Source organism: Paenibacillus sp. MZ04-78.2 (assembly GCF_024213375.1).
Classification (GTDB): domain Bacteria; phylum Bacillota; class Bacilli; order Paenibacillales; family NBRC-103111; genus Paenibacillus_G.
Window position 1 is genome coordinate 77,732 of record NZ_JANAVJ010000015.1, and the last position, 15,665, is coordinate 93,396.

15 protein-coding genes are annotated in these 15,665 nt (G+C 55.3%); 7 read left to right on the forward strand and 8 right to left on the reverse strand.

Annotated features, from left to right (window positions below; genetic code table 11):
• The first annotated feature begins 210 nt into the window (after nt 1-210).
• On the forward strand, nt 211-1,029 hold the full coding sequence (locus NLX71_RS13470; RefSeq protein WP_254364190.1) for a Cof-type HAD-IIB family hydrolase: 819 nt from the start codon (nt 211-213) through the stop codon (nt 1,027-1,029).
• Nucleotides 1,030-1,376: 347 nt separating this feature from the next.
• Nucleotides 1,377-2,459 (forward strand): hypothetical protein, encoded by a 1,083-nt coding sequence (locus NLX71_RS13475; RefSeq protein ID WP_254364191.1) that lies wholly within the window; start codon nt 1,377-1,379, stop codon nt 2,457-2,459.
• An 11-nt stretch (nt 2,460-2,470) separates the two neighbouring features.
• On the opposite strand, the gene NLX71_RS13480 is transcribed toward NLX71_RS13475, so the two are convergent.
• The gene (locus NLX71_RS13480; protein ID WP_254364192.1) at nt 2,471-3,631 is read right to left on the reverse strand and encodes a hypothetical protein; all 1,161 of its coding nucleotides are present in this window, start codon (nt 3,629-3,631) and stop codon (nt 2,471-2,473) included.
• Between the two features lie 201 nt (nt 3,632-3,832).
• On the opposite strand from NLX71_RS13480, the gene NLX71_RS13485 reads away from it, so the two are divergent.
• From NLX71_RS13485 to NLX71_RS13495, 3 genes are all read left to right on the forward strand, one after another.
• A complete protein-coding gene (locus NLX71_RS13485) occupies nt 3,833-4,558 on the forward strand; it encodes a polysaccharide deacetylase family protein (RefSeq protein ID WP_254364222.1) in 726 nt (241 codons plus the stop codon).
• Nucleotides 4,559-4,623: 65 nt separating this feature from the next.
• Nucleotides 4,624-5,346, forward strand: coding sequence for a class I SAM-dependent methyltransferase (locus NLX71_RS13490; protein ID WP_254364193.1), 723 nt, complete (start codon nt 4,624-4,626; stop codon nt 5,344-5,346).
• Between the two features lie 86 nt (nt 5,347-5,432).
• Entirely contained in the window at nt 5,433-6,164 is a 732-nt protein-coding gene (locus NLX71_RS13495) for a nucleotidyltransferase domain-containing protein (RefSeq protein ID WP_254364194.1), read from the forward strand.
• A gap of 90 nt (nt 6,165-6,254) precedes the next feature.
• Here NLX71_RS13495 and NLX71_RS13500 read toward each other — a convergent pair whose 3' ends face one another.
• The 6 genes from NLX71_RS13500 to NLX71_RS13525 all read right to left on the reverse strand — a co-directional run bounded on the left by NLX71_RS13500 (nt 6,255) and on the right by NLX71_RS13525 (nt 13,056).
• On the reverse strand, nt 6,255-7,217 hold the full coding sequence (locus NLX71_RS13500; protein ID WP_254364195.1) for an ABC transporter permease: 963 nt from the start codon (nt 7,215-7,217) through the stop codon (nt 6,255-6,257).
• The gene (locus NLX71_RS13505) at nt 7,218-8,294 is read right to left on the reverse strand and encodes an ABC transporter permease (protein WP_254364196.1); all 1,077 of its coding nucleotides are present in this window, start codon (nt 8,292-8,294) and stop codon (nt 7,218-7,220) included.
• Complete coding sequence (locus NLX71_RS13510; protein ID WP_254364197.1) at nt 8,287-9,819, reverse strand: ABC transporter ATP-binding protein; 1,533 nt, start codon at nt 9,817-9,819, stop codon at nt 8,287-8,289. Before NLX71_RS13510 ends, NLX71_RS13505 begins: the two co-directional genes overlap by 8 nt.
• 92 nt (nt 9,820-9,911) lie before the next feature.
• A complete protein-coding gene (locus NLX71_RS13515; protein WP_254364198.1) occupies nt 9,912-10,970 on the reverse strand; it encodes a BMP family lipoprotein in 1,059 nt (352 codons plus the stop codon).
• A 263-nt stretch (nt 10,971-11,233) separates the two neighbouring features.
• On the reverse strand, nt 11,234-12,253 hold the full coding sequence (locus NLX71_RS13520; protein ID WP_254364199.1) for a Gfo/Idh/MocA family protein: 1,020 nt from the start codon (nt 12,251-12,253) through the stop codon (nt 11,234-11,236).
• Between the two features lie 29 nt (nt 12,254-12,282).
• The gene (locus NLX71_RS13525; protein ID WP_254364200.1) at nt 12,283-13,056 is read right to left on the reverse strand and encodes a sugar phosphate isomerase/epimerase family protein; all 774 of its coding nucleotides are present in this window, start codon (nt 13,054-13,056) and stop codon (nt 12,283-12,285) included.
• 136 nt (nt 13,057-13,192) lie between these two features.
• On the opposite strand from NLX71_RS13525, the gene NLX71_RS13530 reads away from it, so the two are divergent.
• A complete protein-coding gene (locus NLX71_RS13530) occupies nt 13,193-13,999 on the forward strand; it encodes an AraC family transcriptional regulator (RefSeq protein WP_254364201.1) in 807 nt (268 codons plus the stop codon).
• A gap of 40 nt (nt 14,000-14,039) precedes the next feature.
• Here the strand turns inward: NLX71_RS13530 and NLX71_RS13535 are convergent, their stop codons facing one another.
• Complete coding sequence (locus NLX71_RS13535; protein ID WP_254364202.1) at nt 14,040-14,267, reverse strand: 3-dehydroquinate dehydratase; 228 nt, start codon at nt 14,265-14,267, stop codon at nt 14,040-14,042.
• Between the two features lie 263 nt (nt 14,268-14,530).
• Here NLX71_RS13535 and NLX71_RS13540 point away from each other — a divergent pair, with 263 nt between their 5' ends.
• The gene (locus NLX71_RS13540; protein ID WP_254364203.1) at nt 14,531-15,637 is read left to right on the forward strand and encodes an amidase domain-containing protein; all 1,107 of its coding nucleotides are present in this window, start codon (nt 14,531-14,533) and stop codon (nt 15,635-15,637) included.
• Nucleotides 15,638-15,665: the final 28 nt, after the last annotated feature.

A 15,665-nucleotide genomic window follows, 5' to 3' on the forward strand; every position in this document is an offset into this window, starting at 1 on the left:
GAAGAACGCCTTGAAGCTTTCCAACGACGCCTCGACCGAAGCTTCGATCCGGATTCGGCAAGCGCTGCGCGAATTCGCCGATGTGGTTGTTCAACCGCCACATGCCTGCGGAACGGTTCCCTGCTCAAGCGTACGAACAAAAAGCTTGAAAAATATGCGCCGTACGTTATAATGAGGGCAATTTGACTTTACAGGAGTGGAGAGCGCACCATGTACAAAATGCTAGCAATCGACATCGACGATACGCTGATCAACGACGAGAAGCAGATCACGGAAGGAACCAAAGGAGCGCTTGCCGCGGCGCTTGCCGAAGGGGTCATCGTTACGCTGGCCACCGGACGCATGTACGCCTCAGCCAAGCTGCTCGCCGGTCAGTTGGAACTAAACGTGCCGCTGATTACATACCAGGGGTCGCTCGTCAAAAATTCAATCGACGGACGCGTCTTGTACGAACGGACCGTGCCTTCCGACGCGGCGCGGCTCATTTTCGATTTTTGCGAGTCTGAAGGATTGCACCTGCAAACGTACGTGAACGATGTGCTGTATGTCAAGGAAGACAACGATAAAGCGAAAGCGTACGCCGCGCTTTCGAAAATCCCTTATACCGTGTACCCAAACTTCGGAGAGCTGGCAGCTCAGCCTTCGATGAAGCTGCTGATCATCGACGAACCGGAGCTGCTGGACCGGGTCGCGGAGCGGCTCCGCGGATTGACCGGCGGGCAGGTACATATTACGAAATCGAAGCCGCATTTTCTGGAAATCGTGCATATCGAAGGCACCAAAGGGCATGCTCTTGCGCATCTGGCCGAGCATTTTGGCATCGGGCTTGAGCAAGTCATCGGTATCGGGGACAGCTGGAACGACCGCGAAATGCTGGAGGTGGCGGGGCTTGGCGTCGCGATGGGCAATGCTGTCGAGTCGTTGAAGGAAATCGCCGATTATGTGACTTTCAGCAATAATGAGGACGGTGTCAAGCACGTTGTCGAGAAATTCGTGCTGCGCCGTGAAGAAGCAGGGAGCGGCAACTGAGGCTTGATGCCGGGTTGGAACGAGTGGACGTCCTGTTTTATAGGACAAGCGTCTTTAGTAAGCTATGAAAATTTGCACTAACATCTGTGATAGCCGGACCGCTCCTGGAGCGGTCTTTTTGACGTGCTTCGCCCCGGCGCTTGATCCATCTGCGAAAGGAGAGCATGTTTGGGGGTGGGAGGGGGGCAACCCGAAATCAATTATGCTGGCCTTCTCTGGAAAAAACAAACAAGCCCTCCCTTTTTTCCGGTCACGTTTGGGCACCCGTCTCATATACTTGGTAAGGGATTATAGGCATTAGCATAGAGTGCGTATGTTTTCTATCAAGCCAAAAGGGAGAGGGTATCATGAGTTATGAAGACATTCCTTACACCTATTCGTATGACGAATTCTATTCTGAGACGCCGGACGATGCGGCAAGCCTGGAAAGATATCCTGACGAACGAGGAGGCCCCGGTACGTATGGAGGCGTTCCGGGCGCAGGATTCCAAGGCTTGCCCGGCGGACCTCCGGGCGCAGACTTCCAAGGCATGCCCGGCGGGCCCCCGGGCGCAGAGTTCCAAGGCATGCCCGGCGGACCTCCGGGCGCAGGCTTTCAAGGCATGCCCGGCGGACCTCCGGGCGCTGGGTTCCAGGGCATGCCCGGCGGGCCCCCGGGCGCAGAGTTCCAAGGCATGCCCGGCGGACCTCCGGGCGCTGGCTTCCAAGGCATGCCCGGCGGGCCTCCGGGCGCTGGCTTCCAAGGCATGCCCGGCGGACCTCCGGGCGCTGGCTTCCAAGGCATGCCCGGCGGACCTCCGGGCGCGGGCTTCCAAGGCATGCCCGGCGGACCTCCGGGCGCTGGGTTCCAAGGCATGCCCGGCGGACCTCCGGGCGCGGGCTTCCAGGGCATGCCCGGAGGTCCGCCGGGCGCAGGCTTCCAGGGCATGCCCGGCGGACCTCCGGGCGCGGGCTTCCAAGGCATGCCCGGCGGACCTCCGGGCGCAGGCTTCCAAGGCATGCCCGGCGGACCTCCGGGCGCAGGCTTCCAAGGCATGCCCGGCGGGCCTCCGGGCGCAGAGTTCCAAGGCATGCCCGACGGACCTCCCGGTGCCGGATTCCAAGGCTTGCCCCCCAGGCCGGACGGCTTCCCCGGCGGGCCTGGGGGACCTCCCGGTGGGCCCGGAGGCGCTCCCCTGTCCCCGCCGCCGTCATATATACCTCCGCAAATGGCCCAAGCGTTTGCCGTCGACCCGGGCAGCATCTGGCGATGCCGTTTCCAATACGTGTACATCTGGCAAACGAACGGCCAGCAGTACTGGATCTTTCTGACGTTTGTCGGCCGCAATTCCATCGCCGGGTTCCGTTGGTTCGGATACGGGCCTTTCGGCCATTGGGTATACTTCGGCCTAGATTTGAACCGGATCGAGCAATTTTTTTGCCATCGGTAACGTCTGCAACGTCAAAAGCTCTGTGCGCGGCGCAGGGCTTTTGACATTTGACCGGGGAAAAAAGGAGGTTCGATCCGCTCAATGACCCATCTGGCGCTCTCATCGCTGCGTTTTAAGTGAAAGGTAAGCTTCTGCTTTGTCGGTCGACGGTTGACCTCATGGACCGTTACCTCAACAGGCAGCTCCAGTCCGAGCCGACCGTTTGTATCCTGATCGCGGAGCGGATTGATTCGGCGAATAGCCTTAATTTTGCCTATGCCACTTATATACTGCTCCACCTCAGGGTTTGCCGTATCGCCAATAGCGTATCTTAGCAGCTGCGGGTCCTGTTGATTGATTGCGATCAGAAAGCTGTCCGCCACGGCATAGGGCGAAGCAAGCCTGAAGCCTTCCTCCAAGCGACCGGCCGCTTTGTACACCATCCATTGATGGTCGGGGTCCACCGTTTTGGAGCGATGGGTCGTGCTTCCGAGAAAATGGACACAAAAATGTCCGGAAAACCCGTTGCCGGGAATGCCGTCGCCGCCATGCGGCATGCCGTGCATCGAAGCGGCAAACGACCGCCCGTCTTTTTCGACCAATACGGCTCTCCGTCTCCAGCTCCAAGCGCCTTTATAGATCTTTTTCATTACCGCTGTATCCGCTTTGGTCAGCGGCTGCATATCCGCATGGCTGCTGCCAGCGCGGCGCTGCGCTTGAAAGGCGAGCCCCGTCTCCAAGTCGACGATCCGGCATACCGCTTTCATCGCAACCGTTTTTTGCGCTTCCTCCCACGGGGCCAGTTGACCGTAATGGGCGGCACGGACCGCTTCGGCATATCCGTGAAGCCGATCTTTTAGGACCTGGGGCAGCTCCTGCGATTGCCTATGCTGCGTATCGTACCAGTTCCCATGCGCGTCGATCGCATACCGGACCGCCGCTCCTTGCTTCTCCAGCACCGCATACACATCCGTAAGCGGCACCTGCTGCACAGGCTGTACCTTCTCCGGCAGCAGCTTCTTGAGCAGCTTGGGCGATCGGACCGACAGCTCGCTGCGCATAGCCGATTCCGGCGAAGCCTGCACGATGAAGGTGAGCTTGGATGGAGCAGCAGGCGCCCCTGCGCGGACGGGCAACGACCCGAGACCGATGCAGACCGCGGCCGCCGCCATGATCAGAACCCCTTTTTTCATACGTTTCCTCCGTACTTCAAGGATATGACATTAGCTTGCCGGTTCAATGGCATTTTCACACAAGGAAAAAGGTAGAAACGGATGATCGTTATAATCCTCACCGGACAGGCCATCCTAAAATCTAACATTTGCGTGCAGGAGGGATCGGTCATTCGTAAGATCATTACGGCTACACTGACGGCTGCCGTGGCAGGCCTGCTTATGGTTCAGTCTTCCATCACGGCAGAGGACGCGCCCCGCAAAGGAAGAGTCTACTATGAACAACGAGGCGAGGTCATCTGGGAAGTGCCGACGGCAGAAAAAGTCATTGCGCTTACGTTCGATGACGGCCCCGACCCGGACGATACCGCGCAAATTCTCGATCTTCTCAAGCTTTACAAAGCGAAGGCAACGTTTTTTCTGGTCGGCAACAAGGTAGAGCGGTTCCCGGAGCTGGTGAAGCGCGAAGCGGAGGAAGGCCACGAACTGGCCAATCATACGTATACCCATACGTATTTTAAACGAAACGGGTCCGTCTCCAAGCTGAAACAAGATATACAGCGCGCAGAGGAGGTCATCTATGCAGCCTCCGGTCAAAATTGCCGTCTGTTTCGGCCACCCGGGGGCTTTTATAACGAGAAGCTGATCCAAATGGCGAGGAGCGAAGGATACACGGTCGTGATGTGGTCTTGGCATCAGGATACGAGGGACTGGAGTTCTCCGGGAGTCGACAAAATCGTCAACAAGGTTCTCAGCAATGCGCGCAACGGGAATATCGTGCTGTTCCACGATTACGTGGAAGGAAAAGGCCAGACCGCCGATGCACTCAAGGAAATTTTACCGGAGTTGAAGAAGCGCGGCTTCCGTTTCGTTACCGTATCGGAGCTGTCGACCTACGGTAAAATGAACCACGTAAAAAAGTTGCGCACCCCGGACATTCATCCCTAACCGAATGCCCTCTCCTTCCATACCATACAGTGATCTGTATTTTGGGAAGAGGAAGGAGCAGTACGGTGAACTATTTGGATATGCTGTCCCGTTTGGGCGTCGGTAGCGCGCATCCCGGCGGCTTCTCCGCCACCATGTCCCAGCTTTCCCGCTTTCCGCTGCCCGCGGGAAGCCGGGTGCTGGAGGTCGGATGCGGTACGGGAAGAACGTCCTGCTATTTGGCGAAGCAAGGGTTTGACATTACGGGGCTCGACCTTCGTCCCGACATGCTGGCCAAAGCAAAGCGCCGGGCCGCAGCCGAGCTGCTTGACGTGAGGTTCGTGGAAGGAAACATCACGGAACTACCGTTCGAAGCCGCGACCTTCGACGTCGTGCTCGCGGAATCGGTTACGAATTTTGCCGACATCGGACGGGCGTTGGCCGAATACGGCCGGGTGCTCCGGCCCGGCGGTATTCTTTACGACCGGGAGGTGATCGCGACCTCCTCAATCACAGAGGAGGCTTATCGGGAGGTCACCGGCTTCTTTCAATTGAACAGCCTGCTCACGGAGCCAAAATGGATCGAGCTGCTTCAGGCGTCCGGTTTTGCCGAGATCGCCGTTTGCGACCGTTCGGCCTTTAAGGAGCATGTTGCGGACGATCAAATCGCCTACCCCGATATGAACCAAGTCATGGACCCGGGGGCTTTGCTCGATGCATCCGTCTGGCAAACGTCGATTGCGCATGACGATCTGATTACCGCGAACCACGATTACTTGGAGCACGCCCTGTTCATTGCCCGAAAATGACGAGCGTCATGGCGAAAAGCAGCAACATCAGGCCGGCTTAAGCATATGTTGAACTATCCTAAATTAAGTTGAGTGTGATGCTTACCATGAGCCTGTCGGGCCTTGAAGCCGCACAGCGGTTTGTGAATATGCGGTTTCCGCAAAGCGAAGCGGCCATTCTGGCCGGAAGTGTCGTCCAAGGCGGCGCGACGCCAGGGTCAGACCTGGACATCGTCCTATTCGACGAATCCCAATTTGGGCCATTCCGAAAAACGTACCGGGCTTTCGGGTGGGTCATCGAAGCGTTCGTATTGAACAGGGATACGTACCGCTACTTTTTCGATCAGGCGGTGGAATCGGCCATTCCCTCTCTGCTTCGCATGTGCTCGGAAGGCATCGTGCTCCGCGGTTACGAGCACATTGCGGCCATCATCGAGGAAGCAAGGCGCGATTTCGATGCCGGTCCTCCGGCCTGGTCCCTCCAAGAGCTCGACCGGGTGCGGTATGAAATCGGCGAGACGCTGACGGATCTGGAATCCAGCGCCTCGCGACCCGAAGGGTTATTCATAACGGCAAAGCTCGCCGGGATGCTCGCCGAATTCGCACTGCGGACCGGCGGCTTCTGGATCGGAGACGGGAAGTGGCTGCAGCGCAGCCTCAAGCAGTCGGTCCCGGTCCTCGCGGAAGAGCTGTACGAAGCGCTTGAAGCCTACTACCGGCTGGATCGCACCGAGCCCCTTTCCGCTTTCGTGCAAAAGCTGCTGGAGCCGTTTGGAGGCTTTCTTGTTGAAGGCTATGCCGAAGGCGATGATCCGGGCGACGAAGAAACCGGGCCGTAACGAAAAACAAAGTGCTTCGTTCGCATAATCTGCGGCACGGAAGCACTTTGTTTTTTACGGTTCCCTTGTGAATATCCGGCAAAAAAAGGATTATCGTTTGCCGGTTTCGTACGTTTGGCCGAGTGAGGAGGGCGGTATTGCCCGGCCTACGGCGCCGGCAAGCACCAGAATCGTCAGCACGTATGGCAGCATGAAGAGAAACTCCATCGGAATGTTTTTGGCAAAATCGAACAACTGCACGAAGTTGCGGATCGCCTGAGCAAAGCCGAAGAAGAGCGCGGCGCCCAATACGCCGACCGGGTGCCATTTACCAAAGATCATCGCCGCAAGGGCGATAAAGCCTTGACCGGAAATCGTATTATGCGAAAAGCTGCTCGTCGTCGTCAGCGTAATCGTCGCCCCGCCAAGACCCGCGAGCGCCCCGCTGATCATGACGCCGATATACCGGTAACGGGAGACGCGAATGCCCATCGTATCAGCCGCGCTCGGATGCTCCCCTACCGATCGCAGACGCAAGCCGAACGGCGTTTTGTAGATGACGTAATACGTTACCGCAACCAGAATGAGCGCCAGATACGTCGTAGGATAAGCTTTAAAGAATGCCTCGCCGATCAACGGGATGGAAGACAGTCCCGGAATCGCCACTTTGGTGAACACCGCATTCAGCGTTTCCGTTTGCCCCGCCCCTTCAAAAAGAATTTTGACCAAATACACCGTAAGCCCGGCCGCCAAAAAGTTGATGACCACACCGCTGACGACTTGGTTCGCGCTAAATGTTACCGTCGCCACGGCATGAATCAGAGCGAAGGCGATTCCGAAAATAATGGCGGCGACCAAGCCAATCCACGGCGCCGTTCCATCCATCCCCGCTTTCTCGGCGTAATACGTGGCGATAGCGGCGGCGAACGCCCCGGATACCATTAGCCCTTCCAGGCCGATATTGACGATGCCCGACCGCTCCGAGAAAATGCCGCCCAAGGCGGCAAAGATTAGCGCAGTGGAAAACACCAGCGTGGTGTTGATCAGCTCGCCGAAGATAGTCAATGCATTCATCTAAGCCGCCTCCTCTTTTTTCCGTTTGGCGTATATCGGGAGCAGCACCCAGCGCACGATACCGTGAGTCGCTACGAAGAAAATGACCGAGCCGATGACGACGCGGATGATTTCCGGCGGCACGTCCGCAGCGAAGCTCATCCCGGCTGAGCCGTACGTAAGCGAGCCGAACAACACGGCCGCCAGCACGACGCCCAGCGGACTGTTGCCGCCGAGCAGCGCTACTGCGACCCCGTCGAAGCCATAGCCCGGCGTAGCAGCCACCACGGTCTGATAATGGAACACGCCCAGCACATCGACGACGCCGGCCAGCCCGGCAAAAATGCCGCTAATGAACATCGATTTGACGATATTGCGGTTCACGTTCATTCCCGCATAGCGGGCGGCGTGCGGATTGTGTCCGACGGCGCGCAGCTCATAGCCTTGCTTCGTCTTCCACAGCAGCACATAGAATACCGTCGCTGCCGCCAAGGCAATCACCGTGCCCCAGTGCATCCGGGCGTTGCCCATCAATTCGGACAGCCAGCCGATCGAGAGCGTGGCCGAATCCTGCGTCGGATACGAACGCTGCTGTCCCGGCTGCAGCAAAAATTGATTGACCACGTAGTTGGAGATATACAACGCAACCCAGTTCAGCATAATCGTTGTAATAACTTCGTTAACGCCGCGCTTCGCCTTCAAATAACCGGCAAGCGCGCCCCATATCCCCCCGATCAGCGCACCGGCGACGACGGCAAGCGGCGCATGAATAAACCAAGGCAGCTGCAGCTTGATCCCGATAACGGAGGCTGCGGTCATCCCCATCATGAACTGTCCTTCCCCGCCGATGTTGAACAGCCCGGTACGGAATGCAAAAGCAACGGATAGTCCCGTCAAAATAAGCGGAGTAATCTCGCGGATCGTCTCGCCGAAATCGTAAGGGTCCCCGAATACCTTGCCTACCAGCGCGCCATAAGCAGTCAGCGGATTATAGCCGCCGGCCAGCATCACCAGCGCTCCGAAAAGCAGCCCCATCAAGATCGCGACAAACGGGACCAGCGCCGAGTCTTTGGTCATGATTTTAATCAATTTATCCATGATCGGTCTCTCCTTGTCCACCGGCCATCAGCAGCCCCAATTCTTCCTCATTCGTCGTTTCGGGGTCCACCTCGCCGACAATCCGGCCGCTGTGAATAACCGCAATCCGGTCGGATACGTTCCGAATCTCATCCAGCTCGAACGAAATCAGCAGCACGGCTTTCCCCTGATCTCTGGCTTCGATCAATTTGCGGTGCACGAATTCGATGGCGCCGACATCCAAACCCCGAGTCGGCTGAGCTGCGATTAGCAGCTCGGGGTTTTTATCCATCTCGCGAGCGATGATCGCCTTCTGCTGGTTCCCGCCGGATAGCGCGCGTGCCTTCGTATGGATGCTTGGCGTACGCACGTCGAACTCGCCGATCAGCCGCTGCGCCTGAGCGTCGATCGCCTCGCCGTTCAGAAAACCGCCCCGGTTATATTTCGGTTGGTAATACGTCTCCAATACCATATTCTCGCTCATCGAGAAATCCAGCACGAGTCCGTGTTTATGCCGATCCTCCGGAATATGCGATACACCGGCCTCGGAGATGAACCGTGGGGAACGGTTGGCCAGCGGCTTGTCCTGAAGTAAAATCTCTCCACCGTCCGCGGCTCGCAGCCCCGTCAGCGCTTCGATCAGCTCGCTTTGCCCGTTGCCGTCCACGCCCGCGAGTCCGAGAATCTCTCCTGCCCGCACCTCAAGCGAGAGGCTTTTCAGGGCGGGAAGGTTCCGGTTATCCTTGACCGTCAGACCGCGGATCTGCAGCACCGGAGCTCCGGGTGCAGCCTTGGTCTTACTGACCTTGAACGCAACGCTGCGCCCAACCATCTTCTCGGCAAGCTGCTGCGGATTCGTTTCGGCGATCTTCACCGAATCGATAACCTTTCCGCGCCGGATAATCGTGCAGGTGTCGGCAATCGCCATAATTTCCTTCAGCTTATGCGTGATCAGAATGATGGATTTCCCTTCGGCGGCAAGCCGTCGCATAATATCCATCAATTCTTGAATTTCCTGCGGCGTCAGCACGGCGGTCGGCTCGTCGAAAATCAGGATGTCCGCCCCGCGATACAGCGTTTTCAAAATCTCGGCGCGCTGCTGCATGCCGACGGAAATATCTTCGATCTTCGCTTTCGGATCGACTTTAAGGCCGTACTGCTCCGAGATTCTTCTAACCTTCTCGTCCGCTTCTTTATAGTTGATGGAAGAGCCCTTACGGGGCTCGTTGCCGAGAATAATATTTTCCGTTACGGTGAACGGCTGTACGAGCTTGAAGTGCTGATGCACCATACCGATTCCCAGCTCGATCGCCTTCGTCGGGCTGTCGATCGCGGCTTTGCTATCTTTGACCCAAATCTCGCCCTCATCCGGCTGGTACAGGCCGAACAAAATGTTCATCAACGTCGATTTACCTGCTCCGTTCTCGCCCAGCAGCGCATGGATCTCTCCCTTGCGCAGCTTCAAGCTGATGGAGTCGTTGGCCGTAATGCCGGGAAAACGCTTCGTAATCCCTCGCAGCTCGACCATCATGTCGGGTGAACTCATGAGCTTCCCTCCCCGCAGAATGTACAAATACGTTCAATATTGCAAATCAAACGACAAGGCCGGTGGGTCACCAGCCTTGTCGAATTGGGAATTTATTTTTCCGGAATTTTGATTTCGCCTTTGACGATCTTTTCTTTATATTCGTCCACTTTCTTCAGCACGTCGGCCGGTACGTTCTTCTTGGACGTTTCCGGCAAGCCTAGGCCGTCGTCTTTGAGACCGAGAACAATGTTTTTGCCGCCTTGGAATTTGCCGTCGATCACATCCATGGACACGCGCTTCACCGCTTTGTCGACGCGTTTCACCAACGAGGTCAACGTAACATCGTCGCCGAATTCAAGCGACTGGTCCTTATCCACGCCGATGACCCATACTTTTTTGCCTGCTTTGAAACGGTCTTTCGCTTCGTTGAACACGCCGTTGCCCGTTCCGCCCGCCGCATGGAAAATGATGTCCGCGCCGTCGTTGTAGATCGTTGCCGCCGCCGCTTTTCCTTGGTCCGGCTTGTCGAAAGATGCCGTATAGTTGATCGTAACCTTCGCATTCGGGTTGGCCGCAGCGACGCCGGCCTTGAAGCCGACTTCGAAACGCTCGATGACCGGAATCTTAAGACCGCCGACGAAGCCGACTTTGTTCGTTTTCGTCATCAGACCGGCTACGACGCCTGTCAGATACGCTCCTTCCTGTTCCGCAAACGTGACGGATTCGACGTTTGGCCCTTCCACGACGTTATCGATAATCGCAAAGTTCGATTTCGGGTTTTGCGCCGCAACCGTCTTGATGGCGTCGCCCATCAGGAACCCGATCCCCCAGATCAGATTGTACTTATCTTTAACATATGAATTGAGATGAGGAATAAAGTCCGCGTCGCTTTTGCTTTGCTGGTATTTCACATTGGCGCCGGTTTCTTTCTTAAGCTCGTTCAAGCCTTCCCACGCGCTTTGGTTAAACGACTTGTCATTTACCCCGCCAATGTCGGTAACCATGGCGATGTTAAATTTTTCACCTTTTTTACTGGCTCCCGCCGTACTCTCCGTGGGCTTGGAGCCGCCGTTAGCCGCTTCTTTCGGCGCCGGCTTCGTTCCGCATCCGCTCAGGACGAGCGTAGCCGCGAGCATAAGGCCTGCCGTCGATTTGAACCATGTTTTCATTTTGTTTTCCCCTTCCATTTATCTGTATGTAAGCGTTAAAACAAGTCCTATAGCATTTCCATTATAAAGGTTTTATTTAACCATCGTCCATATCTTTCTGAACAAAATTTCAAAAAAAACGCAGATTTTGTTACAATTCTGCGCCTCATAGCTACTTTAAAATTTGTAGAAAGGCGTTACCGGTCCCGATTGTTTGTATTCGTGCTCGTTCCATGAGAAAAAGGCAGTCCTTCGAAATGCGAAGAACTGCCTTTTTTCGTCATTTACAGCCTGACGACCTGGCCTGTAGCCTGCGATTCGAACGCCGCCAAAATCACTTTCAGCGAGCGCATGCCTTCTTCCCCGGAAATGCTCGGCGGGGTTTTCGTCACGATCGATTCCACGAACGCGTCGATCACACCGCTGACCGTCTGCTTCTCGTTGGTGGCGATGGCGCCCACCTTATGCCGTTCGACCGAACCGTTGCAGAGCTCCACAATAATTTGATTGTCTGGATGCGTATCGATTTTCATGACGCCGTTCTCACACCACAGCACGGTGCTGTTGTCCCCGCCTTGGTAATAAGTCCAGCTTGCGGCAAGCGTGCCGATGATGCCGCTCTTCATGCGGAGCACGCAGGCTGCGTTATCGTCTACGTCCGTTCCCGCTTTGTCAAGCGTGCCGATAAAACCGGCGACATTCGCCACTTCATCGTCGAGCAGCCAGCGGATCAAGTCGGATTTATGTACGCCCAGATCACCCATGGCGCCCATAATCGCTTCATCCTTGCGGAAAAACCAGCTATCCCCTCCGTCGACGCTCCAGCTTTCCGGTCCCGGATGTCCGAAAGCGGTACGGAACGTCAGCACTTTGCCGAGAACGCCTGAGTTCAAAATCTGCTTGGCCTTCAGATGGTGAGGCATCAGCCGCTGGTTGTGACCGACCATCAAGTAAACGCCGTTTTCCTTGGCCGCTTCGATCATCGCCAGCGCTTCTTCTTCCGTCGCAGCCATCGGCTTTTCGACCAGCACATGCGCTCCGGACTTCGCTGCGGCAATCGATACCGGAGCATGCAGGGCATTCGGAGTGCAGACGCTTACCGCATCGGGTTTTACCTCGCGCAGCAGCGCTTCATAATCGGTGTAAGCCTTTGCTCCATACTGTCCGGCGTAATGCTCGGCTCTTTCCTTAACCGAATCGCAAAAAGCGACCAGCTCCACATGGGGATTTGCGGCGTACTCAGGAATATGACGGTGCTTGGAAATAGCGCCGCAGCCGATCACGGCCACTCTCAATTTGCTCATGAATTTCAATGCTCCTTCGGTTTGGTGAATTAAATATTTTGCAGATAGTTCGTTTTCACCCATTGCAAGCTGTTTGCCACGCTTTGCAGCGGAGGCTTCTGACATACGTCCTGCTCTACGACGAGCCATTCTACCCCTGCCTCGGAGGCGGCGGCGATGACCTTAGGCAAGTCGACGACCCCTAGGCCGAGCTCCAACGTTTTCATTTGCCCGTTGTCGTCTTTGCCGAAATCTTTCAAGTGCAGCAGCGGCAGCCGGCCCGCGTATTTCGGAATGTAGGCCAGCGGGTCCTGTCCGGCGAATTGCACCCAGCAGACGTCCATCTCCACTTGCACCGCTTCGGGAGAAGTCGTTTCGTACATCGCATCGAACACATAAGAGCTGCCGACGTTCATCTCGAATTCGAAAGCATGGTTGTGATAAGCGAAAATAAGCCCCTGCTTGCGCACTTCCGTTCCCGCTTCTTGCAGGAAAGCAAACAATGATTTCCAATCCTCTTCGGTACGACGGTCTTCTTCGGCCACGTAAGGACAAATCAAATATTGTCCGCCAATTGTTTTTATATAATCGATTTGGCCCTGCAGATCGTCCCGCAGCTGCTGCAGTCCGACATGGCTGCCAATCGCTTTAAGTCCCAGCTCCTGAAGCAAATCTCTTAGCTCTTCCTTCGCCAAACCGCCGTATCCGGCAAATTCGACGCCCTCATAGCCAAGCTCCGCCACTTTCCTCAACGTGCCGCGAAAATCGGCGGCGGTTTCATCCCGCAATGTGTACAGCTGAAGCCCGATGCCCATTCTTCTCATCGTGAACACTCCCTAATCTAGGAATAGATTGCTTATTTGCTCTCATCATACACGAGAATAGCCTAAAATGAACATAAACGATATAATCGTGACATCAACAATTTTGCTACTAATTTTACGAATCGGAGAGACGGCCATGGAAGCGGAAGTGTTCACATGCGGTTATTCGTATCATGCGCAGCGGTTTCATACCCATTATAAAAACGGGCTGCCGCTCTATTTGTTCCGGCTGCAGACGGAAGGGGCCAGCGAGGCGGTGATCGACGGCAAAACGCACCGGCTCGGACAAGGGGACCTGCTGCTGCTGAATCCCGGAACAACGTACGAGCTATTCATCGACGAATATGAAACGACGTCCAAGGGAAAAACAATTTCCAGCGGGGATTATTACTTGATCTGCGGCGGCCGTTGGATGGACCAATGGTGGAAACGCGGAGACAAGCCGACGCTCTCGCGAATCGATCCGGGAGAGCAACTGCTGGCGCTTTGGCGGCACTTGATTATTGAAAAGCAGCGCCCGGCGGACAAACAGACCGACGAACTCATCGGCTGCTTGCTGCAGGCCCTTTGCCTGTCACTCGAGCGCGCGGCCACGGAAAGCGCCCCCTCCTATGGCCGGTCCTTTACGGCGCTTCGGATGAAAAGGTTCGTGGAGGAGCATGCCACCTCGACGTTCAAGGTAGAGGCTGCCGCGCGTCAGGCAGGACTCAGCGTATCCCGGGCGGTTCATCTGTTCAAGGAATGCTATGGCAAGACGATGCTGGAATACGCACTTGAAATCCGTCTGACCGCCGCTCTGGAACGGATGAAATATACCGCCATGACGCTCGAACAAATTGCCGAGAGCTGCGGGTTCGGAGGATATTCGTATTTTCACCGGGTATTCAAGGACAAGTTCGGCATTTCCCCGGGCGCCTACCGAAGCGGCCAACGCCGGGAATAACGAAGAACGAAGCCGGGCACAAAAAAAGTCTCTCTTATTTTTAGTAGAGAGACAAAGCAAGCGAATCTTTTTCGTTAAACGAATGCAAAATGGCCTCGCAGCCGATCACTTCGATGCTGATTAATGTTTGAAGACATTTCTTCAGCGTCATTCTTCCGCTTTCAACCTTTTTATCCAGCGCCACCTTTAGGAGCTTCAATGTCTTTTTATTCAAGTTGTCGGCGAAAACGGGGATCTCTTTGTTTTGAATGGTTACAAAAACTTTCATCCTCACACCGTCCCTACGTCATAGTTTACTAGTTACTAATAGGATAAATTACGATCATTAAAATAAGCTTAAAATAATATTACAATTTGTCAACAAGTTTCTTAATCATTTACTAAAATCCCGCTCGCCAATTATTTCCTGCCGATCGTTTCGGAAGCGCGGGTTCCCGGAAATCGACAAGCCAAGTAAAAGGAAGTATGTTTTCCCCGATTTGTCTCATACTAATGCGGGACTGAATGTGTGATGAGATGGAGGGAACCGGCATGCGCCGTATTGCTTGGATCATTGTCTTATCGCTAATGTTGGGCCCGTTTCAAGCCAACGCCGAGCCCTCGTCGGAGACTGCGGAAATCCGCAATTTTCTAACGGAATTATACCGTGCTCGGTCGGAATTTCTAATTCGGGACATGCCGATCGACGCCTTTTACTTCGAAAAGGTGCCTACAAGCCAACAGGCCCTTTTTCTTGAAAAAAAGCGGAAAGCGTATTTTCAGGCCTGGGCCGATAAAAGAGGCATCATCGTCCATGGAACCGAAGGGACACTGAAAATCTTTCGTATAAGACCAACCGATTCGTTGGTCAAAGTATCGCTCGTGCACAGGATGAAGGTCACTTATTCGTATGCCCAAGGCAGCGAAGCGCCTGTTGCATTCGGACTCGGAACACGGCACGTTCTTACCTTAAAAAAAGAAAACGGAAAGCTGCGGGTGCTTAAAGAATGGTATCTTGATCCGCTTGACATCGATTCGGACGATGTATGGCTTCACCAGCCTTCTTTCGCATCGGAGCCGGAAACCGAAAACCTGAAGTCCGATACGAAGCCAAAGCCGCCGCGAAAGAAGCGGTACAACCGCGAGAAAGCCGTAGCGTATGCCAATAAGTACGCCGGCTCGGCTTGGGGAGCCGGGAACGATAACCGTTACAATCCAAAATACCGCGATTATACTGGCATCGGCGGGGACTGTACGAACTTCGTCTCTCAAGTCATCGGCGACCCGGCTGAAGGCGGAGGACTGCCGATGACGAACGCGTGGAGGTATAGCGCCGGCAGCGGAAGCCGGGCATGGGTAAGCACCGACGCTTTAAAGTCGTTTCTCCTTTATTCCGGTTACGGGAAAGTAATCGCCAGCGGCACCTTCGACCAGATCATGCGGAACCCTTCGGCGTCCGACATCTGGTCCAAGCTGAAGCCCGGCGACCTGATTGCTTATATGTACAATAACGACTTGGACCACTTTGCCGTCGTCGTGGACAAAGATGAGCAGGGACTGCCCTTGATCAACTGCCATACGACAGACCGTTACCACGTTCCGTTTGATTTGGGCTGGGAAAATTACACCCACTTTGTATTGATTCATATCAACGATTAGAGAAATCATACGGCCGCCGCCTCGGACA